Consider the following 23,803-nt stretch of genomic DNA (forward strand, 5'->3'; position numbering starts at 1 on the left):
GGACACGTCCCGACCCCCACACCCCACAAGGAGGTCCCGATGTTCGCCCGTGTCACCGCGTACGAGCTCGACGAAGCACGCGCGTCGGAGTCGATCGGCGCGTTCGAGCCCGCGATCGACCGCGTCCGGGAGCTGGACGGATTCGTCGATGCGCTCTTCCTCGTCGAGCGGGACGGCAACCACGCGATCACGTTGACCCTCTGGGAGTCCCTGGACGCGCTCGAGCGAAGCCGCGTGACCGCGTCCAACGCCCGCAACGAGGCCGCGCGCGGGGTGGCCGCCGAGGTGACGAGCACGTATGAGCTCGAGGTGGGGATCCGCGCGACGGCGGACGGAGAGGCGCTGCTCCAGGCACGCGGCTCGACCGCGTAGGCGGCGGCTGCCGGCCCGATAGGGTGGCGGCCGTGATCGACCTTCGCTCCGACACCGCGACCCGGCCGACCGAGGGCATGCGCGCGGCGATCGCCGCCGCCGCCGTCGGTGACGAGCAGCGCCGCGAGGATCCGAGCGTCAATGCGCTGCAGGAGCGGGCCGCCGAGTTGCTCGGGCAAGAGGCCGCCCTCTTCCTGCCGACCGCGACACTCGCGAACCAGATCGCGCTCAAGCTCCATTCGCGTCCCGGTGACGTGCTCGTCGCCGAGCGTCACGCACACGTCGTGATCTACGAGTACGGCGGGCCGGCCGCGCACGCCGGCCTGATGGTCGAGGCGATCACGGGACGCCACGGTCGCTTTGGTGTCGACGCGCTCGCAGCCGCGGTCGAGCCGAGCACGAAGTCGGCCGACCAGCGAGCGTCTGTGCTCGCGCTCGAGAACACGCACAACTCGTCGGGCGGGCGCTGCTGGCCACTCGAGGAGATCGAGGCGGTCACCGCGGCTGCGCGAGAATGGGGGCTCCGCGCCCATCTCGACGGCGCGCGTCTGCTCAACGCCGCCGTGGCGACGCGAACCGCGCCGTCGGCGATCGGGCGGCACTTCGACACGGTCACACTCTGCCTCTCGAAGGGCCTCGGTTGCCCCCTCGGTGCGCTCCTCGCCGGCTCCGCAGAGACGATCGAGCGCGCGTGGCGCGAGAAGCACCTCTTCGGCGGCGCGATGCGCCAGGCGGGAATCGTCGCGGCGGCAGGCGTCTACGCCCTCGACCACCATGTCGACCGGCTGTCGGACGACCACGCCCGTGCCCGCCGCCTCGCCGAGGGCTGGCATGCGGCCGGGCTGCCCGTCGACCTCGACCAGGTGGAGACGAACTTCGTCCAGCTCGGCGTCGGTGCGCTCGGTCTCGGCCGCGACGAGGCTCTCGCGCGGTTGCGCGAGGCCGGCGTGGGACTGTCGTCGACGATCCACCCGAGCGTGATCCGGGCGGTGACGCACCTCGACGTCGACGACGACGCGATCGACCGCGCGATCGCCCTGGCGCCAGAGGCGCTCGGAGCGCGTGTCGCCGTCTGATCGGCTCGTCGAGCGGCTCGACCGGATCGCCGCGACGGCCCAGGCCGAGCAGCGCATGCCGTCGCTCTGCGCGGCGGTCTTCCGCGACGGCGAGGTTGTCTGGCGCTCGGCGCTCGGTTCGGCGGACGTCGCCCGCTCCGAGCCGGCGACGCCCCAGCACGTCTACCGGATCGGCTCCATCACGAAGACGTTCACGGCGGTCGCGATCCTCCAGCTGCGCGACGCGATGGTGGTCGACCTCGATGACCCACTACGCACTCATGTCCCCGAGATCCCGTCGGGAGCGACGGTGCGGGACGCCCTCTCGCACCTGAGCGGCTTCCAGCGCGAGCCGCCCGGCGACATCTGGGAGACGCTCGAGCCGCCGACGCGTGAGGAGCTGCTCGCCGGCCTCGAGGACGCCGAGCGAGTCCTTCGCCCCGGCGAGTCGTGGCACTACTCGAACCTCGCATTCGGGCTGCTCGGCGAGATCGTCGCCCGCCGCAGCGACGGTGACTACGAGGCGGCGCTCCGCACGCGGTTGCTCGAGCCGCTCGATCTGGGGCGCACGGGATTCGATCCGCCCGGCCCGCGCGCAACCGGCTACTTCGTCGATCCGTACTCCGACCGTGTCACCGTCGAGGCGGAGCTTCCGGCGCGCGGACCGATCGCTGCGATGGGCTGGTTGTGGTCGACGGTCGACGACCTCGCGCGCTGGGCCGACTTCCTCGCGACCGGTCGCGACGGCGTGCTCGCCGTCGAGACGCTCGACGAGATGGCGCGCACGCAGTCGATGGTCGACCAGGCGAAGTGGTCGCTCGGCTGGGGACTCGGTCTCGGGCTCTACCGGCGCGGGGAGCGCGTCTACGTCGGCCACGACGGCGCGATGCCGGGCTTCCTCGCGGCGTTCTGCGTCCACCGCCCCGAGCGCACCGGCGCCGCCGTGCTCTGCAACACGGGCGCCGGTGCGCGGCCGGAGCAGCTCGCGCTCGACCTCGCCGAGGCCGTCTTTGAGGAGATCGAGCGCACGCCCGGCCTCTGGCGCCCCGACGAGGGCCCGCCCGCCGACGTCGAGCCGCTGCTCGGCCGCTGGTGGTCGGAGGGGAACGAGCTCGTGCTTGCCTGGCAGAGCGATCGGCTACGGCTCGAGCTCGTCGACGGCCCGACAGGGCGGAACGTCTCGTGGCTGACGCGCGAGGCCGACGACCGGTGGCGCATCGTCGAGGGCCGCGAGCTGGGCGAGCTGCTTCGGGTCACGCGGGACGGCGACGGCGCGCCCGTGAAGCTCTACGTGGCGACGTATCCGCTGACGAGAGCGCCGGCCGCGTTCGCCCGAGACGCGTCGGAGTGATCCTCGCGGTCGCCGGCCGCGTAGAACGCCACGACGATTGCCGCGTAGGCGACGAGGAGCACCGCGCCGCGCGCCTTCGACGCGTGCCCACCCCAGATGGTGGCCGCTGCCACGACGAGGCCGAAGGCGAGGGCTGCGATCTCCACTTCCCGGAACCCGAGCGCCAGCGGCTCGATGAACCACGAGAGCAGGGCAACAGCGGGGATCAGGAAGACGGCGACCTGCGCCGCCGACGCCAGCGCGATCTCTGCAGCGAGCTTGACCTTTCCCCGCCGGGCGACGACGACCGCGCCTCCGTGCTCGGCCGCGTTCCCGACGATCGCGACGATCACCGCCGCGACGAAGAAGTCCGTGAGCCCGAACTTCTCGGCGAACGCCTCGAGCGAGCCGACGAGGATCTCGGCCACGAGCGCCGTCACGACCGTGGCCGCGCCGAGGACGACCAGGGCTCTCTGGAGCGTCCAGGCCTCGACCTCCTGGTCGCTTGCGACGTGCAGCTCGCGGTGGCGGCGGAGGGAAAAGAGCGTCACCACGACGTAGACGAGGAGGAGCACGATCGAGACCGGAACCGAGAGCTGAACGATGAGGTGCCGGTCGGGGTCGCCGTCCCAGGACGGCACCGACGGGATGAGGAAGAGCAGCACCGCGACGGCGATCGCGCCGAACGAGAGGAAGCTCGAGAGGCGGTCGAGCTCGTCGCGCGGCCCTGCAACGAGCGAGAAGCCGAGCACGAGCAAGAGGTTCCCCACCACCGAGCCGGTGAGCGAGCCGCGCACGACCTCGGTCAGGCCCTCGTGCACCGCGATGAGCGCGATGATCAGCTCGGGAGCGTTCCCGAACGTCGCGTTGAGAAAGCCGCCGATCCCCGGGCCCGTGCGCTCGGCGGCGTGCTCGGTCGCCTCGCCGATGAGCCACGCCAGGGGGACGAGCGAAAGGGCCGCGAGCACGAACTCGACCGTCTCGTCGAGGTCGAGGGCGTAATGGACGACGATCGTGAGCGGCCCGAGCAACAGGCCGGTGAAGAGGGCGCGGCGGACCACGGCGGGGGAACCCTAGTCAGTCGTCGATGACGGTCACGGACGGTGCCGTGCGCTTTGGTTCGACGCTCGGATCGCGGAGCCGCTCCGGGCGCTACCCGTTTCGGGCCTCGGCGTCAAGTCTTGCGCGGGTGGGCGTGACCTTGCCACCATCCGGTCATGAGTGACGTCGCTCCCCTGACCGAGGCGCCTGCGCAGATCCCGCTTCGGCCCCAGGACGAGCTCGAATGCCGTCGCTGCGAGGTGCACTGCGACCGGGTCGTCTATCCCGGCGCGTGCATCGCCCGGAGCTGTCCCTTCGTCTACGCATACGAAGCCTGGGGACACACGTACATGGGTTGCCTCCAGAAGGTCTTCGACGTCGAGATCGACCTCGATCTCCTGGGGGAGCTGGAAGGCCGTCGTGAGGGCTTCGGCGCGGTGAAGGCGAGCCGCGCGCCGCTCCCGATGTGTCACTCGGACATCTCGTCGTGCTACCTCCATCGCGTCGACGAGCTCGGGTGCCGGAACCCGGAGTTCTTCGAGTTGCCGCTCGAGCGGCCGAGCTTCCGGATCTTCGCGACGGTCGACTGAGCGCGACTGTCTGGACGCCTGTTCAGGCGGCAGCCAGGCCCTTCTTGTGGAGCCGCCGGAGGAGGCGCAGCTCGTCGGCGTAGGACCCGTCGGCGTCGGGTGTCTCGAGGATCGCGGGGAGCCCCTGGAAGGCCGGGTGGCCGAGAAACGTCGCCATGCCCTTCCCGATCGTCCCCTTCCCGAGCGTCGTGTGGCGGTCGCGGTTCGAGCCGAGGCCCACTTCCGCGTCGTTCACGTGGAGACAGCGCAGCCGGTCGAGGCCGATGCGCTCGTCGAGCTCGCCGACTGCGGAGTCGAGCGCCACACGGTCCGTGACGTGGACGCCGGACACCCACCAGTGGCACGAATCGAGGCACACGCCGAGGCGCGGATGCCGGTCGAGCCGGTCGACGATCGTCGCCAGCTCCTCCACCGAACGTCCGATCGTCCCTCCTGCGCCGGCGGAGTTCTCCAACACGAGCCAGAGGCGGTCGTTCGTCAGCTCCAGGAGCCCGCGGAGAGCCGGGACGACGAGCGCGAGGCCCTCCTCGAGACCCGCCCCGAGATGGGAGCCGACGTGGAAGACGACCCCGTCGGCGTCGATCGCGGCCGCCGTCTCGAGGGTGGCGCGCATGGCGGCGACGGACTTCGCATGAATCTCCCGGTCGGGGCTTGCGAGGTTGACGAGGTAGAGCGCGTGGCAGACGACCGACTCGATGCCTGCGTCCGCCCGCCGTGCGCGGAATCGCTCGGTTTGCTCCTCCGTGTGCGCCGTCGGCTTCCACATCCGGGGGCTCTGCGTGAAGACCTGCACGGCTTGGCACCGGAGCTCCTCCGCCCGGTCGATCGCCTTCGAGATTCCGCCGGCCGACGAGACGTGGGCGCCGTAGAGCACGCGTGCACGCTACCCCGCGGCCGCGGGCGCTTCGCCGGTGGAGCGATCGAAACGGAGTCGGCACGGTTTGCGCTTGACGAGAACCGGTCTCTGAGACCCCTTGGCGGCATTCGCGAGACGATCGGGCGACGCATCCTCGGGGAGACGGGTCCTCCCCGGACACGGGTGGTTGTGGACGACCGCGACCTGAGGGAGCTGAGCCCGCACGACGGCGGGTGTCTGCAGGCGGCGGCGAGGTGTGGAACAACCGGTGCAAACTCGGCACGCGTTTGCCCTTGACGGAGAACGGTCTCTGAGGCGGATCTGCGTCAACCCTCCACGCTGGACATGGCGCAAGGGGCCGCGACTACCCTCCCCGCGTGGCGATGCCGCTGAGCGAGCGCCTTGGCGCCCTGCGCGAGCGCGACTTCCGTCTGCTCTTCGCCGGGACGATGATCACGACGGTCGGCGACCGCCTCGCCAGTATCGCCCTCGCGTTCGCCGTCCTCGACATCGCCTCCGCGACCGCGCTCGGCATCGTGTTCGCGGTCCGTCAAGGTGTCCAGGCGCTCGTCGTCGTCGCCGGCGGCGTTCTCTCGGACCGTCTGCCGCGCAACCTCGTCCTCGTCGGTGCCTCGCTCGTGCAGGGAGCAGCGCAGGCGGCGACGGCCGCGTGCGTGCTCGCAGGGGTCGGCGGCGTGTGGGCGATCGTCCTCCTGCAGGCGGTCTACGGCATCGGGCTCGGCCTCGTGCTCCCGGCGGAGGTCGGGCTCGTCCCGCAGACCGTCAGCCCGGACAGGCTCCAGCAGGCGAATGCGCTCCAGGGCCTTACGCGGAACATCGTCGGCGTCCTGGGCCCGGCCGCGGGCGGCGCGATCGTCGTCGCCGGGAGCCCGGGGATCGCGCTCGCCGTCGACGCGGCCAGCTTCCTCGTCTGCGCGGAGCTGCTGCGCCGCATCCGCGTCGCGCCGCGAGAGGAGACCAAGACGCCCGGCTTCGCGGCCGAGCTCCGCGAGGGGTGGCAGGAGTTCACGTCGCGGACGTGGCTCTGGGCGTCCGTCGTGTTCTTCGGGATCGGCAACCTGGCCTTCGCCGGCTGGATCGTCCTCGGGCCGGCGATCGCCGACGACCGCCTCGGTGGAGCCGGGCCGTGGGCGACGATTCTCACCGCCGGCGGCCTCGGAGCCATCCTCGGCGGCGTCCTCGCGATGCGAGTCCGGCCGCGGCGTCCGCTCGTGGCCTGCGTCCTGGCGGCGACGCTGATCTCACTGCAGACGCTCAGCCTCGCACTCGGCGCCCCGACCTGGGTGATCGCCGGGGCGGCTTTCATGGGCGGGATCGGCATCGCCGTGCACCTCACGCTCTGGTTCACGACCTTCCAGCGGCAGGTGCCCGAGCGGGCGCAGTCGCGGGTCGCCTCGTACGACACTCTCGGCTCCTTCGTGCTGATGCCCCTCGGGATGGCGCTCGTCGGTCCGCTGGCCGATGCGATCGGCCTCACCGAGACGCTCTGGATCTGCCTGGTGGTGATGTGGACCTCCTGGGCTGCGATCCTCGTGCTCCCATCGGTCTGGGCGATTCGCCGCGATGAGCCGCTGCCGGCCCCGAGCCCGGCCTGACTACGATCCCCGGCCATGACCGTCCGCGTCCGCATGGCGCCGTCACCGACCGGGCTCCTCCACATCGGCGGCGTCCACACGTTCCTCTTCAACTGGCTCTTCGCCCGCGGCCGTGACGGTGCCTGCATGCTCCGGATCGAGAACACCGACACGAGCCGCGAAGTACAGGAGGCAACCGAGCAGATCCAGCGCTCGCTCACCTGGCTGGGCATCGACTGGGACGGGCCGGTGACGTTCCAGCTCGACGCGATCGAGCGCAGCCGCGAGCTCGCCGCCCGCCTCGTCGAAGAAGGGGCGGCCTACGAGGACGAGGGCGCGATCCGGTTCCGGATGCCCGAGGAGGGCGTCACCGGGTGGGATGACGCGGTGCGCGGCCGCATCGAGTTTCCGAACGAGCAGCTCGAGGACGTCGTTCTGGTCCGCTCCGACGGCCGCCCGACCTACAATTTCGCCTCGCCGGTGGAAGACATGGACGACGCGATCACCCACGTCATCCGCGGCGACGACCACATCTCGAACACGCCGAAGCAGATCCAGATCCTCCACGCGCTGGGTCACGAGCCGCCCGTCTACGCGCACGTCGCGAGCATCCTCGGCACCGACGGGAAGAAGCTCTCGAAGCGCCACGGCGCCGTCTCGGTCGACGAGTTTCACGAGGCCGGCTATCTGCCCGACGCGCTCGTCAACTTCCTCGCGCTGATCGGCTGGGCGCCCGACGGCGAGACCACGATCATGACCCGCGACGAGATCGTCGAGCGCTTCACGCTCGAGGCAGTGAGCGCAAGCCCGGGGACGTTCGACCATGCGAAGCTCGATTGGATGAACGGGGTCTACCTCCGCGCGCTCGCGCCCGACGCGTACGCGGACGAGGTCGTGAAGTACCTCGGCGAACGCGGCGTCGACTGGCCGGAGGACCGAGTTCGCGCGATGGCGCCGCTCGTGCAGGAGAAGGTCGCGAGGCTCGGTGAGATCGCGGACTTCACCCGGTTCCTGTTCGAGGACGTCGCGCCCGACCCGTCGCTGCTCGACCGGCGGATCCTGGAGGCCGCGGCACAGGCGCTCGCAGCCGTCGACGACTGGACGGCCGCCGAGCTGGAGGTCGCGCTCAAGCGCCTGTGCGAGGATCTCGGCGAGAAGCCCCGCACCGTGTTCGCGCCGATCCGCGTGGCCGTGACCGGGTCGCGCGTCTCGCCGGGCCTCTACGAGTCGCTCGAGCTGCTCGGACGTGAGACCTCCCTCGAGCGCCTGCGCCGCGGTGCGGAGCTCACCGCATGACCGCGCTCGATGCCCGCGCCTTCGAGCAGCGCCTCGACGTCTTCCTCCAGGAGCGCTCGGAGGAAGCCCGCGCCGTCAGGGTCGGGGAGAAGGAGACGTCCGAGCAGGCCGCGATCGTCGCCCGCTACGCCGATCTCTTCACCCGGGAGCAGCTCGAGGTGCTGCGCGAGACGGAGGGCGCGAGGGACGGCGCCGAGCAGGAAGCGGTCGCGCGACTACGGATCACGTGCCAGGAGGGGATCGTCGAACGCGAGATCGTCGAGCGCGAGGACGCCCTCGAGAACGCGTTGCTCGCCGCGCGAGTCGCCTGGAAGGGCGAGGAGCTGTCCCTCCGGTCGGCCCAGGCGCGGCTCGCCGTCGAGCCGGCCTATGCCGACCGCGACGCGCTCGGTGCCGTGGTGCTCGACACCTCGTCGTCGTTCAACGACGAGCGGCGAGCCCTGCTCCGGGAGCGCCACTCGCTCGAGTCGGACGTGACCGGGATCGCGGAGCCCGTCGCGCGCAACGAGGTGGAGAAGGGCATCAAGCTGCGGCCCGTGCTGGGCGCGGTCGACCGCGCGCGCGTCGAGAGCACGCCGGCGTTCACGCCGCAGCGCGAGCGCTGGCTCGAGCGCCTGCTCGGACCCGACCGCGACGCGACGCCCGCTCACGCCCACATGGCGTGGATCCGCCGCCTGTCGCCTCTCGAGGCGACGTACACGAAGGAGCGGAGCGTGGCCGTCTGCGTCGAGACGCTGCGTGCCCTCGGCTTCGACCTCGCCGCCGAGAAGGGCATCAGGCCGGACCTCGAGGATCGGCCCCAGAAGTCGCCACGCGCCTGTGTGATCGCATCCGACCCGCCGCGCGTCGTCCACCTCATCACCCGTGCGCAGGGCGGTCTCCACGACTACGAGGCGTTCTTGCACGAGGCCGGGCATGCGCTCCACTACGCCGGCTGTGAGCCGTCGCTGCCGCTGGCGTTCCGCCGGCTCTCGCGCGACCACGCGCTCACCGAGATCTACTCGTTCCTGCTCGACTCGATCGCCCAGGAGCCGGGTTGGCACGCAGAGCACTTCGGCCTGGCGGAGGGGGACGCCCGCGAGAACGCCGACGCCGCGCGCTTCACGAACGCACTGCTCTTCCGCCGCTACTCCGCGAAGCTCGGGTACGAGCTCGACTTCTGGACGCGCTTCCCGTCGGACGGCGGGACGCCGGACGGGTACGAGGAGCGGCTGACGGCGGCGACCGGGATCCGCTACCCCGCCGCGAACCACCTCGCCGACATGGATGCCGGCTTCTACTCCGCCGACTACCTGCGCGCCTGGATCCGCGCGGCGCAGCTGCGCGCGCACCTGCGCCGCGAGGTGGGGGTCGACTGGTGGCGCCGGCCCGAGACGGGCGCGCGCCTGCGCGACCTCTTCCGCGAGGGGACGCGGCCGACGACGGAGGAGATCGCGGAGCGGATCGGCTTCGGCCCGCTCGACACGGAACCGCTCGTCGCCGAGCTCGGCGCGCCCGCCTGACGCCTCGCCGTCAAACCGGACGCGCTGCCGGTCGTCTCAGAGGTGGGGTCCGGCGTTCGGAGTCGTAAAGACATGGTCTGCAGTCTTGCCTCCGTCGTCGTCGGCCGCTATAAGACACCTGAATCGGGTCTCAGGTTTGAGCCCGGACACGTCCAACGGAGGGCACATGAAGCGGTGGCACATGCTTGCGGCGCTCATCACGGGCATCGCGGTTCTCGCAGGGATCGGGGCGACGGCGCGGGTCGCGGACGCGGCGCCGAGCGCCAACGCGCCGATCAAGGTCGGCATCGTCTACTCGCGGACGGGGCTCCTCGCCGCGTACGGCGCCGAGTACATCCAGGGGCTGCGGTACGGCCTGGCGTACGCGACGAAGGGCACCAACGCGGTCAACGGCCGCAAGATCGAGCTCACCGTCGTCGACGACGCCACCGACCCGGTGAAGGCCGTCGCGGCCGGGAAGGACCTGATCGGAAAGGGCTACAAGATTCTCGCCGGCAGCGTCTCGTCGGGGGTCGCGCTCCAGATGGCGCCACTCGCCGACCAGAACAAGGTGCTCTTCATCTCCGGCCCGGCGGCCACGGACGCGGTCACGGGGATCAACAAGTACACGTTCCGCTCCGGCCGTCAGTCGTACCAGGACGTCCTCGCCGCGAGCTCGTTCCTCGGCGGCGGCGGCGGCAAGAACGTGACCGTGTTCGCGCAGGACTCGGCGTTCGGCCTGGGCAACGTCCTCGCCGTCCAGCAGGTGATGGGCAACCTCGGCGGCCAGAAGGTGAACCGCATCCTCGTGCCGCTCTCGGCGCAGGACTTCACGCCGTTCGCCCAGCAGGTCAAGCAGCAGAAGACCGATCTGCTGTTCGTCGCATGGGCCGGGACGACGGCGCCCGCGATGTGGCGTGCCCTCGAGCAGCAGGGCGTGTTCGGATCGGTCGACAAGGTCGTCACGGGACTCGCCGAGCGCGCGACCTACCCGACCTTCGGGCCGGTCGCGAGCAAGATCTCGTTCCTCTCGCACTACGTCTCGAACGCGCCGAAGAACAAGGTGAACGACTTCCTCGTCAAGTCGATGCGGAAGCGCGGCCAGGTGCCCGACCTCTTCACGCCGGACGGCTTCGTCGCCGGGCAGATGATCGTGCGGGCGCTGACGAAGGGCTCCCCGGACGACGTCGACAAGATGATCTCGGCGCTCGAGGGCTGGAGCTTCACGGGGCCGAAGGGCCAGCAGACGATCCGCGCGTCCGACCACGCGATGCTGCAGCCGATGTTCCAGGTCAAGCTCGTCCAGAACGGCGACACGTACAAGACGACCGTCGTCAAGTCCCTGCGGGCGAAGTACACGGCTCCGCCGGAGAAGAAGTAGCGGAACGCCCTCCAGCCGACGGGATCGTGTCCACGCAGGCCCCGATCCTCGCCACTCGCGACCTCGGGCTCGACATCGGCGGCGCACGTATCGTCGCCGATGTCTCGCTCGAGGTCGCCGAGGGCGAGCTCGTCGGCATCATCGGCCCGAACGGGGCGGGGAAGACGACGCTCTTCAACCTGCTCTCGGGCACCATCCGCCCGACGACCGGCACCGTCGAGCTCGACGGGGAGGACGTCACCCACCAGCCGCCCCACCGGCGGACGCAGGCAGGTCTGGGCCGCACGTTCCAGGTCTCGAGCGTGTTCCCGCTCCTGCCGGTCGGTGAGAACGTCCGGCTCGCCGCCGAGGCGCGGATCGGCGGCTCGCTCAGCATTGTCCGGCGTGCGGCGCGGTTCGCGCCCGCGCTCGACCGGGCATCCACCGCCCTCGAGCGCGTCGGGCTCGCCGATCGCGCGCTCTGGCCGGCCGGGATGCTCTCGCACGGGGACAAGCGAAAGCTCGAGATCGCGATGCTCCTCGCGGCCGACCCGCGCGTGATCCTCCTCGACGAGCCGATGGCGGGTGTCTCGGTGGAGGACGTCGACGGGCTCGTCGAGGTGATCCGCTCGGTGCACGAGGAGGAGGGCAGGACGGTGCTGATGGTCGAGCACCGGATGGAGGTCGTCGTCGGCCTCGCGCAGAGGATCGCCGTCATGCACCACGGATCGCTGCTCGCCTTCGACACCCCCGAACGTGTGATGGCCGACGAGACCGTCCAGACCGCGTATCTGGGAGAGCCGCTGTGACCACGGCGCCGACGGCGACCGCGACGGCGCTGTCCGTCTCCGACCTCCACGTGTACCTCGGCGAGTCTCACGTGCTGCAAGGGATCTCCTTCGACGTCCCAGCCGACGGCGTGACGGCCGTGCTCGGGCGCAACGGCGTCGGCAAGACGACGACGATGCGAGCGCTGATGGGCCTCGTGCCGCGGTCGCGCGGGACGGTGACGATCGAAGGCGAGGACGTGAGCCGGCTTCCGACCCACGCGGTGGTCCGCCGCGGCGTCGGCTACGTGCCCGAGGACCGTGACGTCTTCGCAGGGTTGACGGTCGAGGAGAACCTCCGCCTCGCCGAGCGGGACGGCGAGCCGCGCTACGAACTCGTCCACGACCTCTTCCCCGAGCTCCGCCAGCGCGCGGGCCAGCGCGCCGGCACGCTTTCCGGCGGCCAGCAGCAGATGGTCGCGATCGCGCGGGCGCTGCTCAACCGCAACCGGCTCCTGCTCGTCGACGAGCCGACGAAGGGCCTTGCGCCGCTGCTCGTCACCGAGGTCGCCTCGGCGCTCGAGCGTGCGGCGGAGCTGACGACGATCGTGCTCGTCGAGCAGAACCTGTCCGTCGTCCAGCGTCTCGCGCGAGACGTGGTCGTGCTCGACGCCGGCCGGGTCGTCCACTCCGGGCCGGCGGCGGAGCTGCTCGCCGACCCCGAGCACGTCCGTCGCCTGCTCGGCGTCCACGGAGGCGGGCATTGAGCACGTTCGTCCTCCTGACCATCACCGGGCTGGGCCTGGGCGCGATGTATTTCCTCGTCGCCTCGGGGCTGTCGCTCATCTACGGTCTGATGGGCGTCCTGAACTTCGCCCACGGTGCGCTGATCACCGTCGGCGCGTACGCAGCCTGGTGGTTCGGCGACCAGATCGGCGGCAGCGCTTGGCAGCGGCTGCTGCTCGGCGGGCTCCTCGGCATCGTCGCGGGAGCCGTCGTCGCCGGCCTGATCGAGCTCGTGCTGATCCGGCCCCTGTACCGCCGCCCGGTGGAGCAGGTGCTCGTCACCGTCGGCCTGGCGCTCGCGATCGGTGCGCTCGTGCAGGGCATCTGGGGCGCCGACCCCAAGGTGTTCCCGGTTCCCGCGTGGATGATCGACACGACCACCGTCTTCGGCGCGAGCATCCCGAACGACCGCTTCGTCGAGATCGGCGTCGCTGTGGCGGTGCTCGTCGGGCTGACCGCTTTTCTGCGCTACACGCGGTTCGGCCTCGTCATCCGCGCGGGCGTGGAGAACCGCGCGATGGTGGCGGCGCTCGGGATCGACGTGCGGCGAGCGTTCACGATCGTGTTCGCGCTCGGCGGCGCCCTCGCCGCGCTCGCGGGCGTCCTCTCGGGGGTCTACTTCGGCGTCGTCGACCCCGGCCGCGGCACGTCGCTCCTGATCTTCGCGTTCATCGTCGTCGTGATCGGCGGCTTCGGGTCGATCGGCGGCTCGGCGGTCGCCGCGGTCGCGGTCGGCCTGATCCAGCAGTACGCGAACTACTACGCCTCGAGCGGCACCGGCGACCTCGCGGTCGTGCTGCTGCTCGCCGCCGTGCTCCTCGTCCGGCCGGCCGGCCTGGCCCCGAAGGTGGCGCATTGAGACGCTCGGCAAGCATCGTCGTCCCGGTCGTCGTGCTCCTGCTCCTCGCGATCGTGCCGAAGCTGTCGCTCGACATCCCCGTCGTCCTGAACGGGCCGCTCGACAGCCCGGGAACGCTGCAGGTGCTCGCGCTGTGCCTGCTCTTCGCGGGGATCGCGCTCACGTACGACCTCCTCTTCGGTTTCACGGGCCTGCTCTCGTTCGGCCACGCCCTCTACGTGGCGGTCGGCGTCTACGTGACCGCGATCGCGCTCACCCGCTGGGAGTGGGGTCTCTGGCCGACGCTTGCCTTCGTCGTCGCGGTCGGGATCGCGCTGCCGTTCGTGCTCGGCGCCGTGAGCCTCCGGGTGGGCGGGATCGCGTTCGCGATGGTGACGCTCGCGTTCGCGCAGGCCGGAAACGTGCTCGTCCAGAAGAACCCGTACGGATGGACGGGCGGCGAGGAGGGGACGGGACTCAACTACGACGAGATCCCGGACGCGTTCGTGGGCGTGCTCAACACGAAGAACCTCTACTGGCTCGCCCTGGGTTACGCGGTGCTCGTCTTCGTCGTCGTGCGGTTTCTCGTCGGGTCGTCGGCGGGCCACGTGCTGCGCGCCGTGCGCGAGAACGAGCCGCGCGTCGAGGTGATCGGGCTCAATCCCTACTGGTTCAAGCTGATCGCGTTCGTCGTCGCGGCGTTCCTCGCTGTGCTCGGGGGGATCGTGTGGCTACTCCTGATCGGCGGAGCGACCCCCGAGGTGACGACCGCGAACTTCACGCTCGCGCTGCTCGTGATGGTCGTGCTCGGCGGCGCCGGTACGCGCTACGGGGCGATGATCGGCGGGTTCCTCTACACGCTGCTCGACCAGCGCCTCGGCGCGCTAGCGGGGTCGACGCGAGTGCAGGATCTCCCGGACGTGCTGCGCGTGCCGCTCTCCGAGCCCCTCTTCCTCCTCGGGTCGCTCTTCATCCTGCTCGTGTTCTTCGTGCCCGGAGGGCTCGCGAGCCTGCCTGCGCGGCTACGCGGCATTCGCACGCGGCGTGAGCCGCTGCCCGAGGAGGCCGCGGCTTGAGCGTCCGGATTGGCTGGGAGCGGCACGGGAGCGGCGCGCCGCTGCTCCTGATCCACGGTCTCGGCTACGCGCGCTGGGGCTGGGAGCCCGTCCTGCCCGACCTCGCCGAGCGTTTCGACGTAATCCTGTTCGACAATCGCGGCATCGGCGAAAGCGACTCGCCGCCCGGCCCGTACACGGCCCGCGAGATGGCCGAAGACGCCGTCCAGGTGCTCGACGAGGCGGGAGTCGAGCGGGCGCACGTCGTCGGGACGAGCCTCGGCGGGATGGTCGCGCAGGAGCTCGCGCTCGCGCATCCGGAGCGCGTCGACCGGCTCGTCCTCGCGTGTACGACGCCCGGCGGGCCGAAGGCGCATCCGATGCCGCAGCAGACGGTGGCGCTGATGGCCGAGGCGGGGACGCTCGAGCCCGCTGTCGCGCTGCGCCGCTTCGTCGAGAACGCCCTCGCGCCAAAGACCGTGGCCGCGCGGCCCGAGCTCGTCGACCGGATCATGACCCACCGGCTCGCGACCGCCCAGAGCCCCGTTGCGTGGGCCGCGCAGGCCGCAGCGGGCATGACGTTCGACTCGTACGACCGGCTCGGCGGTCTTCGGGCGCCGACCCTCGTTCAGCACGGCGGCGAGGACGCCGTCGTCGATCCCCGAAACGGCGACCTTCTCGCCGAGCTCGTGCCGGCAGCGCGCCTCGATCCGTTCCCGGGCACGGGACACCTCTTCTTCTGGGAGGAGCCCGAGCGATTCGTGACCTCGTTGACGGCGTTTCTCGAGGAGATGGCGTGAACGAGCTCACGCTGGGCCGCTGGCTCGCCGACCGGGCGCGGACGACGCCCCAGCGCGTCGCGATCCGGTTTCTCGGACAGGACCTGACCTACGCAGAGCTCGACTCACGCGCGACTCGGCTCGCGGCCGGTCTCGCGGCGCGGGGCCTCCGCCGCGGCGACCGTCTCGCGACGCTGACGACGACCTCTCCCGACCACGTCGCCACGTTCTTCGCCTGTGCGCGGCTCGGCGTCGCGCTGCAGCCCATCTCGTGGCGGCTCGCGAGCGCCGAGGTCGCGTACCAGCTCGAGGACGCCGAACCGTCGCTCCTGCTCGCCTCGGACGACTACGCGGAGCTCGCACGGAAAGCGGGCACGAAAGTGGAGATCGCCCGGATCGGCGACCCGACGCTCGAGGCGGACGGCGAGGTCGAGGACGTGGCTCGCGACCACGATCCGCTCCTTCTCGTCTACACGTCGGGGACGACCGGGAAGCCGAAGGGTGCGCTGCTCTCGCACGCGAACTGCTTCTGGACGAACCTCTCCTTCGACCGCACGACGAGCCTCCGCGACGGCGACGTCGTCCTCCAGGTACTGCCGCAATTCCACGTCGGCGGCTGGAACGTCCAGCCGCTCCTCGCCTGGTGGAAGGGCGCCACGGTCGTGCTCGAGCCGGCGTTCGACGCCGCGCGGGCCCTCGACCTGATTGCCGAGCACGGGGTGACGACGATGATGGGCGTCCCCGCGACGTACCTCTTCCTCGCACACGAGCCAGGCTTCGCCGTCGCCGACCTGTCGAGCCTGCGGCTCGCGGTCGTCGGGGGCGCGCCGATGCCGGAGGCGCTGCTCGAGACGTGGATCGCCCGCGGAATCGAGATCGTCCAGGGCTACGGGCTCACGGAGGCGGCGCCGAACGTCCTCTGCCTGCCGCCCGAGGAGGCGACGCGAAAGCTCGGCTTCGCCGGCAAGCCGTATCCGCACGTCGACGTCGCGCTGCGTGACGCCGACACCGGCGCGCTCGTCGAGGGCACCGGCACGGGCGAGCTGGTGGTGCGCGGCCCGAACGTCTTCGCGGGCTACTGGCGTAACGCGGAGGCGACCGAGGCGGCGTTCGCCGACGGATGGCTCCTCACCGGCGACGTGGCCGAGCGCGACGCAGAGGGCTTCTACCGCATCGCCGGGAGGATCAAGGACATGGTGATCTCGGGCGGCGAGAACGTGTACCCCGCGGAGATCGAGGACGTCCTGCACGCGCATCCCGCCGTGCTCGAGGCTGCCGTGGTGGGCGTGCCGGACGAGCGGTGGGGCGAGGCGTGCGCTGCCTTCGTCGTCCTCCGCGAGGGCTCGAACGTCGGCACGGAAGAGCTTCAGAGGCTCTGCCGCGACCGCCTCGCGCGCTTCAAGGTGCCGAAGACGTTCGCCTTCGTCGATGCGCTGCCGCGCTCCTCGATGGGGAAGGTGCTGAAGGACGAGCTGCGCGCGGGCGCGACGGAGGTGTCCCGGTGAGCGACACCGTGACGAGCGCCGACGGCCGTCCGCTGTCGAAGCGGGGCGAGCGCACGCGCCGCCGCCTGCTCGAGGCCGCCGAGGCGGTGTTCGCCGAGCTCGGCTACCACGACGCCTCCATCGTGAAGATCACCGAGGCGGCCGGGGTCGGGCAGGGCACCTTCTACCTCTACTTCGCGAGCAAGAAGGACGTCTTCGACGAGCTCGTCGTCGATCTCAACCATCGTGTGCGCCAGGCGATGACCGAGGCCGCGTCGCAGGGCACGACCCGCGCCGAGATGGAGCGGCTCGGGTTCGCGGGCTACTTCCGCTTCGTCGCCGAGCACCCGGCGCTCTACCGGATCATCCGGCAGGCCGAGTTCGTCTCGCCCGAGATGCTCCACCTCCACTACGAGCGGCTCACGAGCGGCTACGTCGCCGGACTCCGTCAGGCGATGGAGGCCGGCGAGATCGCCGACGGCGATCCCGAGCTCCTGGCCTGGGCGCTGATGGGCATCGGCGAGCTCGTCGGCATGCGCTGGATCCTCTGGAACGGTCGCACGGAGCTCCCCGCCGACGTCCTCGAGGAGCTCGGCCGCATCATCACCCGCGCTCTGGGCTCCCGGACCGGGAGCCCATGAGCCGAGTCGGGCTCAGCGGGACAGCCCACTATCTCCCCGAGCGCTGGATGACGGCGGCGGAGGTCGGTGCGGCGAGCGGCATCCCGGAGCACGTGGTCGTCGAGAAGTTCGGCCTGCGTGGGAAGCACATCGCGGCGGAGGACGAGCACGTCTCCGACATGGCCGTGGCGGCGGGGGACCGGCTCCTCGAGGAGCACGGCGTCGACCCGGCCTCGGTCGGCGCGGTCCTCTACTACGGCTCGACGTGGAAGGACTACCCGGTCTGGCAGGCCGCTCCGTGGATCGCGCACCGGCTCGGCTGCTCGAACGCGTACGCGATCGAGTACGACAACGTCTCGATGGGGACCCCGGTGGCGCTGCGCCTCGCGCGCGCGCTCCTGACCGCCGAGCCGGAGCTCCGGAACGTCCTGGTCGTCGCCGCCTGCCGAGAGTCGTACCTTCTCGACTACGGCAACGAGCGGTCGCGGTTCATGTTCAACTTCGGTGACGGCGCCGTGGCGGGGCTGCTCGAGGCCGACGTCGGACGCAATCTCCTGCTCGGCAGCCACGCGATCACCGACGGGTCGTTCTCGCTCCAGGTGAAGGTCCCGGCCGGAGGCAGCGTCGAGCCTGCCTCGCACGAGACCGTCGACCGCGGGCGCCACTACCTCGACGTCGCCGACCCCGCGCAGATGAAGGGCGGCCTCGACGAGGTCTCGCTGCCGAACTTCGTCGCCGCCGCCGAGGGAGCGCTCGCCCGTAGTGGCGCAACGCTCGCAGAGGTCTCGTACCTCTGCGGGATCCACATGAAGCGCTCGATGCACGAGGCGATCGTCGCCGCTCTCGGTCTTCCGCTCGAGCGGGCGGCGTACCTCGACGACACCGGCCACATGAGCGGCGTCGACCCGCTGCTCGCGCTCGACCGCGCCGTGCGGGGCGGCAAGGTTGCCGACGGCGACCTCGTCCTGCTGCTCGCGGCCGGTACCGGGTACACGTGGGCCGCGAGCACCGTACGCTGGGGTGCCGCGTCGGGCGACGCCGACCAGACGACCGAGGAGAAGCGGAACGGATGAGCGCATTCGAGGAGTTGCTCGGCAAGGAGCTCGGCCCGACCGAGTGGTTCGAGGTCGACCAGGCGCGGATCGACGAGTTCGCCCGGGCGACGAACGACCCCCAGTGGATCCACACCGACCCGGTGCGCGCGGCAGAGGGGCCCTTCGGGACGACGATCGCCCACGGCTTTCTCACGCTCTCGCTCTGCGTCCCGCTGATGACCTCCGTGCTGGGCCTCACCGGCTACCGGATGGGCGTCAACTACGGCGTCAACAAGGTGAGGTTTCCGGCTCCCGTCCCTTCGGGCTCGCGCATCCGCGCGCGCTTCGAGGTGCAGTCGGTCGACGAGGTGGCCGGCGGCGACCAGGGCGTCGTCCTCGCGACGGTGGAGCGGGAGGGCGGCGACAAGCCCGTCTGCGTCGCCGAGCTCGTCCTGAGGATGATCCGATGAGGCGCTTCGAGGGCCAGACGGTGCTCGTGACGGGCGGCGCGAAGGGAATCGGCGCCGCGACCGCCGCGCGGCTCGCGTCCGAGGGCGCGCAGGTCGTCGTCGCGGACTTCGACGAGGCGGCGGCGACGGAGACGGCCGAGCGGATCGGCGGTCGTGCCGTGCGCTGCGACGTCACGTCGCGCGCCGACGTCGAGGCGGCCGTCGCCGCGGCCGCCGAGAGTGGCCGCCTGGACGTGCTCGTCACCTGCGCGGGGATCATCCGCGACAACCTGATCCACAAGATGACCGACGACGACTGGGAGGCCGTCATCGCGACGCACCTCCGCGGCACCTTCCTCGCGGCGCAGGCCGCCCAGGCCGTGATGACGCAGCAGGGAAGCGGCTCGATGGTGCTCGTCTCCTCGGTGTCCGCGCTCGGCAACCGCGGCCAGGCCAACTACTCGGCGGCCAAGGCCGGGCTCCAGGGCCTGACGAAGACGCTCGCGATCGAGCTCGGCCGCTTCGGCGTGCGCGCCAACTGCGTCGCGCCGGGGTTCATCGCGACGGCGATGACGCAGCAGACCGCCGAGCGGATCGGCATGTCGTTCGATGACTTCCAGGCGACGGCGGCGGAGCAGATCCCGCTCCGCCGGGTCGGGCAGCCAGAGGACGTCGCCGGGGTGATCGCGTTCCTCTGCTCGGACGACGCGGCGTACGTCACCGGCCAGGTGATCTACGTCAGCGGCGGCCCCTAGCACGTGAGCCGGGCCGCGCTCGTCACGGGAGCCGCGAGCGGGATCGGCCGCGCGATCGCCGAGCGGCTCGTCGCCGACGGCTGGCAGGTGCTCTCCGTCGATCTCGAGACCGAGGCCGACGGGCCGGGCGAGCCGTTCGCGGCGGATCTGACGACGCGGGAGGGGAACAGCAAGGCCGTCGACGCGGCACTCGAGCGGTTCGGCGGCCTCGACGCCGTCATCCCGAACGCGGGCTTCCAGCACGTCTCGCCGGTGGAGGAGTTCGACGAGGACCGCTGGGACGCGCTCGTCGCGCTGCTCCTGACGAGCCCATTCCTGCTCGCCCGCTATGCGTGGCCGGCACTCCGTGCCTCGGGCGACGGCCGGATCGTCGTCGTCGCGTCCGTGCACGGGCTCGTCGCCTCCCCCTACAAGGCCGGCTACGTGTCGGCGAAGCACGGCGTCCTCGGTCTCGTCAAGACGCTCGCGCTCGAGGGCGCGCCGGTCGGCATCCGTGCGAGCGCGGTCTGCCCCGGCTATGTGCGGACGGCGCTCGTCGAGCAGCAGATCGCCGACCAGTCACGCACGCACGGCGTCCCCGAGGAGCGAGTGCTGGAGGACGTGCTCCTGGCGCCGCAGGCCTTGAAGCGGCTGCTCGAGCCGTCCGAGGTCGCCGACGCCGTCGCGTACCTGCTCGGGCCGGGTGGAGCGCTCTTCACGGGCGCCCCGCTCGTGATGGACGGCGGCTGGACCGCTCGCTGACGCACGGCGAGGTGTCGGTAGATATCCGGGCGCTGGATCCGCGTCGGCTCGGACGTGAAAAGGAATGCCGCGTGCGAGCCTGTGCTTCGGAGCCTCGGATTCGATGCTGTCCGCATCCCGACAGTGGCACGTCAGGGCTTTCCTCGTCACCTGTGTGGTCGCCGCGATCACGGTCACCGTCGCATGGACCGTAGGTGCCGAGCCGCGGGCGAGCGCGACCGGATCGTCCGGCGCGCGGCATCCGGGCATCGTCCTGACCGACGTTCGCCCGCACGAGCTCCGCGCCTGGGTGGTCGCCGTCCAGCAGGAGGGCAAGATCGTTGCGGCGGGAGGCGGACAGGCGGACCTCGCGGTCGTCCGCTACGAGCGTGACGGACGACTCGATACCGGGTTCGGGGACCGAGGCAAGGTGCTCGTGCCGGTCCGCTCGGCCGGGATGCATGTCGGTCTGGCCGTTGTGGCAGGCGGGAAGATCCTCGCCGGCGGCCCGACGCTCGTCCGCCTGACGCGCGACGGGCGTCTCGATCGGACCTTCGGCGCGCGGGGGCAGGCGGTGAACGGCTTCGCGTGGACGCTCGCGGTGCAGCGCGACGGGGCGATCGTCGTTGCGGGCGAGGCAGCTGACCGGTTCCGCATCGCGCGTTACGCGGCGAACGGGAGACTCGACCGACGGTTCGGGCTCCGCGGCAGCGCCACCGCAGACTTCGGCTCGGACAAGGTCCGTCCGGCAACCGATTATCCGACCGCCGTTCTCGTTCAGCCCGACCAGAGGCTCGTCGTCATCGGGACGGCCACTGAGTGCGGAATGTGCGACCTCGCCCACTTCGCACTGGCCCGCTTCACCACCTCGGGTCGCCTGGATCGCAGCTTCGGCAGAGTCGGGGTCGTCGAAACCGAGTTCGGGCAGACGTATGCGCGTGCCATGGACGGAGCCATCCAGCCCGACGGGAGAATCGTCGCGGCGGGCTTCTGGGACGATGCGGCCGGAGCCGCCCTTGCCCGCTACCTTCCCGACGGTCGTCCCGACCCGGGCTTCGGCACCAAAGGCCGCGTGCGAGGGATCGAGGCAGTGCTCGAGACGGTCGCGATCCAGCGCGACGGCAAGATCCTCGTCGCCGGATGGCATCGGGGAGCCGGCCGAGACCCTGACAACACCGATGCCGTCGTCGCCCGGTACACCGCGCGCGGAGCTCTCGACCGTAGCTTCGGCAATCGAGGAACGACGGTCTTCAGTCTTGCCGCCTCTGGACGTGACCAGCTGTACGACCTCGTCGTTCAGCCCGACGGCAGGATCGTGGTCGCCGGTGCGAGCGGCACGGGGATGTTCGCCGTGGCGCGCCTCACTCCGTCGGGGAGGCTCGACCCGAGCTTCGGCGGGTGAGCTCCGCTTGCCGCACGCGCTCCGCCGAGCGGGGGGCACCGCCCCCAGCGCGAACTCCGGATAGGCCTGCGCCATCTGCTCCTCGGTCGCGAGCTCCAAGTCGTCCTTCGACGCGCCGGAGGGCGGCCGTCCGGGGGAGGGGCCGGCCCCACCCTCCGTGCCGTCGGTCGAGGCAGGACCGGCAGACGAAGCCTGACCCCGTCCACCCGTCGGCGCAACCCGCTACGAGCGTGATGTTTCAACTGAGATCGGGTGGGGTACGGAACGGCCTGGCAGGCGAGCGCCCATATCCCTCCTGTGGCAGCGCCCCCGGCCACCTGGCCCCCGAGCGGGATCCCCGTGCCGCCCCCCGCCGGAATCCCGCTCGGCGAGGCCCTCGCCGGCCGCGACGGTTCCCGTTTGCACAAGTCGATGAGATCTTCGAAGATAGGCGCGGAGCGCGGGCCGGCGCACCACACAACTCGGTTCCGACAGGCTCCCCCCGGCTTGCCGTGACCCTGGTGCGCGCCCGCGCCTCCTCTAGTAGCCCGTGGACGAGCCGCCGCCTCCGTAGAGAACGAGCAAGACGACGCCGACGACGACGACGCCTGCGATTGCGACCGCGATCGCGATCGAGCGTCCATGGCCCGATCCGGCTCGGTGGGCCCTCGTGTGCTGTTCGATGGGCGGCATTGCTGCCTCCTTTGTCGCTGTCCTTCCTGGAATACGACCCGCACCCACGTGCGGATGCGCACGCGACGCGATCCCTCGTCGGAGGGTCTTGCGACCCCGCGCTGTGGCCGACCGCCTCAGTAGCACCAGACAACCACGACTGCGGAGGAACACCATGGGCATGCGGCAGCCCGCCCGGCTTTCACCCACATTGGCGTACGGCTTGCCCGAGGACATTCTGGCGAGCGCCGACTCGAGCAACCGCAAGGGGCGTGGGATGGGCAGCGTGCTCGCGCTCCTCGTGCTCGTCCTCGGCCTTGCCGCGGCGACCGTCTGGTTCGTCGCACTTCCGGCCCTCGAGAAGGCACCGGCACCCTCGTGCGAGGTCGTCATCCTCAAGTCGGGCGCCCCGGACTGTGTCTCGGAGGTCACGCGCAGTTCTCAGAACGCACCGCAGAAGGCGTCCCGCGCGAAGCGCTGACGGTTCGCCGGCTGCACGCGCTCGACGCCGAGCGCATGCAGCCGGTGCGTGACGAAGTGGAGCTCGTCTGGGCTCCGCTGTAGGGTCGCGCCTCACATTCGTTTCGCGGGGTCGACCGAAAGGGCGGAATGCACGACGATCAGAGGCACGCTCGGATATTCGGCGTGCTGTTCATCATCACGTTCATCACGTCGATCGCTGCGCTCGCGCTCTTCCAGCCCGTTCTCGACGATCCAGTCGGGTACATCGGGGGTGACGGGAAGGACGACCAGATCTATCTGGGAGCCTTCCTGGAGCTCCTGCTCATCATCTCGAACGTCGGAACGGGCGTCGTCCTCTACCCGATCGCGCGGCGTCAGAACGAGGCGCTCGCCATTGGCTACGTCGCCGCGCGAATCATCGAGTGCGTCTTCATCGCGGCCGGGATCGTCTTCGTACTCGGCGTCGTCGGCCTGCGCCATGACCTTCCGGGGGCGCGCGACGCGGCCTTCGCGCTGGCTGCGCTCAAGGACTGGACGTTCCTGCTCGGCCCCGGCCTCATCGTCCCGTGGGGGAACGGCCTGATCCTCGGCTACCTCATGTACAAGTCAGGGCTCGTTCCGCGCCGGATGGCGTGGTTCGGACTGATCGGCGGGCCGCTCCTCCTGTTCGGGAACTTCGGCGTCCTGTTCGACTGGTGGGATCAAACCGGCGCGGTGAACCTCCTCGTCATCCCGGAGATCATCTGGGAGGCGTTCCTCGGCATCTACTGCGCCGTCTGGGGGTTCAGGCGCGATTCCCCGATCCTCGCGAGCGAGGGGCGCGTGTAGTCGGCCTCGGTCGGGGGAGGCCCGGACGCTCGGGACTTTGCATCATGGCGTCGCCCGGGTGATACTGCTACGCAGAATCACCCTTGGGGAGGGGCGGCATGGCGGTGGGAGGGAAAGAGCTCGGCGCGAGCGCGCTAGCGCAGCGCATAGACGGCGGCGATGATCAGCAGCCACGCGTCGATCGAGAGAAGCAGCGG

Annotated in this window: 25 protein-coding genes; 22 read left to right on the forward strand and 3 right to left on the reverse strand. The window is 70.9% G+C overall.

Annotated elements, in window-relative coordinates; all coding sequences use genetic code 11:
• The 3 genes from VNM44_RS00005 to VNM44_RS00015 all read left to right on the forward strand — a co-directional run.
• Positions 1–372: hypothetical protein (locus VNM44_RS00005; protein WP_325621232.1), on the forward strand; the 372-nt coding region annotated here is incomplete at its 5' end.
• 32 nt (positions 373–404) lie between these two features.
• Positions 405–1,448, forward strand: coding sequence for a GntG family PLP-dependent aldolase (locus tag VNM44_RS00010; RefSeq protein ID WP_325621234.1), 1,044 nt, complete (start codon positions 405–407; stop codon positions 1,446–1,448).
• The gene (locus VNM44_RS00015; protein ID WP_325621236.1) at positions 1,435–2,778 is read left to right on the forward strand and encodes a serine hydrolase domain-containing protein; all 1,344 of its coding nucleotides are present in this window, start codon (positions 1,435–1,437) and stop codon (positions 2,776–2,778) included. Before VNM44_RS00010 ends, VNM44_RS00015 begins: the two co-directional genes overlap by 14 nt.
• Here the strand turns inward: VNM44_RS00015 and cax are convergent.
• Positions 2,715–3,818, reverse strand: coding sequence for a calcium/proton exchanger (gene cax / locus VNM44_RS00020; protein ID WP_325621239.1), 1,104 nt, complete (start codon positions 3,816–3,818; stop codon positions 2,715–2,717). The two genes, VNM44_RS00015 and cax, sit on opposite strands and share 64 nt — an antisense overlap.
• 156 nt (positions 3,819–3,974) lie before the next feature.
• On the opposite strand from cax, the gene VNM44_RS00025 reads away from it, so the two are divergent.
• Positions 3,975–4,388: a hypothetical protein gene (locus VNM44_RS00025; RefSeq protein WP_325621241.1), complete on the forward strand. Its 414-nt coding sequence runs from the start codon at positions 3,975–3,977 to the stop codon at positions 4,386–4,388.
• A gap of 22 nt (positions 4,389–4,410) precedes the next feature.
• On the opposite strand, the gene VNM44_RS00030 is transcribed toward VNM44_RS00025, so the two are convergent.
• Positions 4,411–5,262, reverse strand: a complete 852-nt coding sequence (locus VNM44_RS00030; RefSeq protein ID WP_325621244.1) for a deoxyribonuclease IV — start codon at positions 5,260–5,262, stop codon at positions 4,411–4,413.
• A gap of 365 nt (positions 5,263–5,627) precedes the next feature.
• On the opposite strand from VNM44_RS00030, the gene VNM44_RS00035 reads away from it, so the two are divergent.
• The 16 genes from VNM44_RS00035 to VNM44_RS00110 all read left to right on the forward strand — a co-directional run bounded on the left by VNM44_RS00035 (position 5,628) and on the right by VNM44_RS00110 (position 21,665).
• Positions 5,628–6,860 (forward strand): MFS transporter, encoded by a 1,233-nt coding sequence (locus VNM44_RS00035; RefSeq protein WP_325621282.1) that lies wholly within the window; start codon positions 5,628–5,630, stop codon positions 6,858–6,860.
• A gap of 15 nt (positions 6,861–6,875) precedes the next feature.
• Positions 6,876–8,135 carry a glutamate--tRNA ligase gene (gene gltX, locus VNM44_RS00040; RefSeq protein WP_325621246.1) on the forward strand — a complete coding sequence of 420 codons (1,260 nt, stop codon included), beginning with the start codon at positions 6,876–6,878 and terminating at the stop codon, positions 8,133–8,135.
• The gene (locus VNM44_RS00045) at positions 8,132–9,637 is read left to right on the forward strand and encodes a hypothetical protein (RefSeq protein ID WP_325621248.1); all 1,506 of its coding nucleotides are present in this window, start codon (positions 8,132–8,134) and stop codon (positions 9,635–9,637) included. Before gltX ends, VNM44_RS00045 begins: the two co-directional genes overlap by 4 nt.
• A 166-nt stretch (positions 9,638–9,803) precedes the next feature.
• Positions 9,804–10,997 carry a substrate-binding domain-containing protein gene (locus VNM44_RS00050; RefSeq protein ID WP_325621250.1) on the forward strand — a complete coding sequence of 398 codons (1,194 nt, stop codon included), beginning with the start codon at positions 9,804–9,806 and terminating at the stop codon, positions 10,995–10,997.
• 23 nt (positions 10,998–11,020) lie between these two features.
• The gene (locus tag VNM44_RS00055; RefSeq protein ID WP_414652945.1) at positions 11,021–11,785 is read left to right on the forward strand and encodes an ABC transporter ATP-binding protein; all 765 of its coding nucleotides are present in this window, start codon (positions 11,021–11,023) and stop codon (positions 11,783–11,785) included.
• Positions 11,782–12,510, forward strand: coding sequence for an ABC transporter ATP-binding protein (locus VNM44_RS00060; RefSeq protein ID WP_325621254.1), 729 nt, complete (start codon positions 11,782–11,784; stop codon positions 12,508–12,510). The genes VNM44_RS00055 and VNM44_RS00060 overlap by 4 nt, the downstream gene beginning before the upstream one ends.
• Positions 12,507–13,388, forward strand: coding sequence for a branched-chain amino acid ABC transporter permease (locus VNM44_RS00065; RefSeq protein ID WP_325621256.1), 882 nt, complete (start codon positions 12,507–12,509; stop codon positions 13,386–13,388). The genes VNM44_RS00060 and VNM44_RS00065 overlap by 4 nt, the downstream gene beginning before the upstream one ends.
• Positions 13,385–14,443 (forward strand): branched-chain amino acid ABC transporter permease, encoded by a 1,059-nt coding sequence (locus VNM44_RS00070; protein WP_325621258.1) that lies wholly within the window; start codon positions 13,385–13,387, stop codon positions 14,441–14,443. The genes VNM44_RS00065 and VNM44_RS00070 overlap by 4 nt, the downstream gene beginning before the upstream one ends.
• A complete protein-coding gene (locus VNM44_RS00075) occupies positions 14,440–15,222 on the forward strand; it encodes an alpha/beta hydrolase (protein WP_325621260.1) in 783 nt (260 codons plus the stop codon). The genes VNM44_RS00070 and VNM44_RS00075 overlap by 4 nt, the downstream gene beginning before the upstream one ends.
• Positions 15,219–16,706, forward strand: a complete 1,488-nt coding sequence (locus tag VNM44_RS00080; RefSeq protein WP_325621262.1) for a long-chain fatty acid--CoA ligase — start codon at positions 15,219–15,221, stop codon at positions 16,704–16,706. Before VNM44_RS00075 ends, VNM44_RS00080 begins: the two co-directional genes overlap by 4 nt.
• On the forward strand, positions 16,703–17,326 hold the full coding sequence (locus VNM44_RS00085; protein ID WP_325621264.1) for a TetR/AcrR family transcriptional regulator: 624 nt from the start codon (positions 16,703–16,705) through the stop codon (positions 17,324–17,326). The genes VNM44_RS00080 and VNM44_RS00085 overlap by 4 nt, the downstream gene beginning before the upstream one ends.
• The gene (locus tag VNM44_RS00090; protein WP_325621267.1) at positions 17,323–18,378 is read left to right on the forward strand and encodes a 3-oxoacyl-ACP synthase; all 1,056 of its coding nucleotides are present in this window, start codon (positions 17,323–17,325) and stop codon (positions 18,376–18,378) included. Before VNM44_RS00085 ends, VNM44_RS00090 begins: the two co-directional genes overlap by 4 nt.
• Positions 18,375–18,809 (forward strand): MaoC family dehydratase, encoded by a 435-nt coding sequence (locus tag VNM44_RS00095; RefSeq protein ID WP_325621269.1) that lies wholly within the window; start codon positions 18,375–18,377, stop codon positions 18,807–18,809. Before VNM44_RS00090 ends, VNM44_RS00095 begins: the two co-directional genes overlap by 4 nt.
• Positions 18,806–19,543, forward strand: coding sequence for an SDR family NAD(P)-dependent oxidoreductase (locus VNM44_RS00100; protein WP_325621270.1), 738 nt, complete (start codon positions 18,806–18,808; stop codon positions 19,541–19,543). Before VNM44_RS00095 ends, VNM44_RS00100 begins: the two co-directional genes overlap by 4 nt.
• A gap of 3 nt (positions 19,544–19,546) precedes the next feature.
• Complete coding sequence (locus VNM44_RS00105; protein ID WP_325621272.1) at positions 19,547–20,284, forward strand: SDR family oxidoreductase; 738 nt, start codon at positions 19,547–19,549, stop codon at positions 20,282–20,284.
• Positions 20,285–20,387: 103 nt separating this feature from the next.
• Positions 20,388–21,665, forward strand: coding sequence for a hypothetical protein (locus VNM44_RS00110; RefSeq protein ID WP_325621274.1), 1,278 nt, complete (start codon positions 20,388–20,390; stop codon positions 21,663–21,665).
• Positions 21,666–22,184: 519 nt separating this feature from the next.
• Here the strand turns inward: VNM44_RS00110 and VNM44_RS00115 are convergent.
• Positions 22,185–22,337: a hypothetical protein gene (locus tag VNM44_RS00115; RefSeq protein WP_325621276.1), complete on the reverse strand. Its 153-nt coding sequence runs from the start codon at positions 22,335–22,337 to the stop codon at positions 22,185–22,187.
• Between the two features lie 202 nt (positions 22,338–22,539).
• Between VNM44_RS00115 and VNM44_RS00120 the strand changes: the two genes are divergently transcribed.
• Together VNM44_RS00120 and VNM44_RS00125 are read left to right on the forward strand one after the other, a co-directional pair.
• On the forward strand, positions 22,540–22,797 hold the full coding sequence (locus tag VNM44_RS00120) for a hypothetical protein (RefSeq protein WP_325621279.1): 258 nt from the start codon (positions 22,540–22,542) through the stop codon (positions 22,795–22,797).
• 164 nt (positions 22,798–22,961) lie between these two features.
• A complete protein-coding gene (locus VNM44_RS00125) occupies positions 22,962–23,606 on the forward strand; it encodes a DUF4386 domain-containing protein (RefSeq protein ID WP_325621281.1) in 645 nt (214 codons plus the stop codon).
• Positions 23,607–23,803 lie beyond the last annotated feature (197 nt).

The organism is Gaiella sp. (assembly GCF_035558935.1).
GTDB lineage: Bacteria > Actinomycetota > Thermoleophilia > Gaiellales > Gaiellaceae > Gaiella.

Bases quoted from the DNA above. Each gene is read 5' to 3' on its own strand.
- VNM44_RS00090 (WP_325621267.1), top strand. From the start codon at position 17,323: ATGAGCCGAGTCGGGCTCAGCGGGACAGCCCACTATCTCCCCGAGCGC.
- VNM44_RS00045 (WP_325621248.1), top strand. From the start codon at position 8,132: ATGACCGCGCTCGATGCCCGCGCCTTCGAGCAGCGCCTCGACGTCTTC.
- VNM44_RS00115 (WP_325621276.1), bottom strand. From the start codon at position 22,337: ATGCCGCCCATCGAACAGCACACGAGGGCCCACCGAGCCGGATCGGGC.
- VNM44_RS00035 (WP_325621282.1), top strand. From the start codon at position 5,628: ATGCCGCTGAGCGAGCGCCTTGGCGCCCTGCGCGAGCGCGACTTCCGT.
- gltX (WP_325621246.1), top strand. From the start codon at position 6,876: ATGACCGTCCGCGTCCGCATGGCGCCGTCACCGACCGGGCTCCTCCAC.
- VNM44_RS00050 (WP_325621250.1), top strand. From the start codon at position 9,804: ATGAAGCGGTGGCACATGCTTGCGGCGCTCATCACGGGCATCGCGGTT.
- VNM44_RS00110 (WP_325621274.1), top strand. From the start codon at position 20,388: ATGCTGTCCGCATCCCGACAGTGGCACGTCAGGGCTTTCCTCGTCACC.
- VNM44_RS00100 (WP_325621270.1), top strand. From the start codon at position 18,806: ATGAGGCGCTTCGAGGGCCAGACGGTGCTCGTGACGGGCGGCGCGAAG.
- VNM44_RS00095 (WP_325621269.1), top strand. From the start codon at position 18,375: ATGAGCGCATTCGAGGAGTTGCTCGGCAAGGAGCTCGGCCCGACCGAG.
- VNM44_RS00025 (WP_325621241.1), top strand. From the start codon at position 3,975: ATGAGTGACGTCGCTCCCCTGACCGAGGCGCCTGCGCAGATCCCGCTT.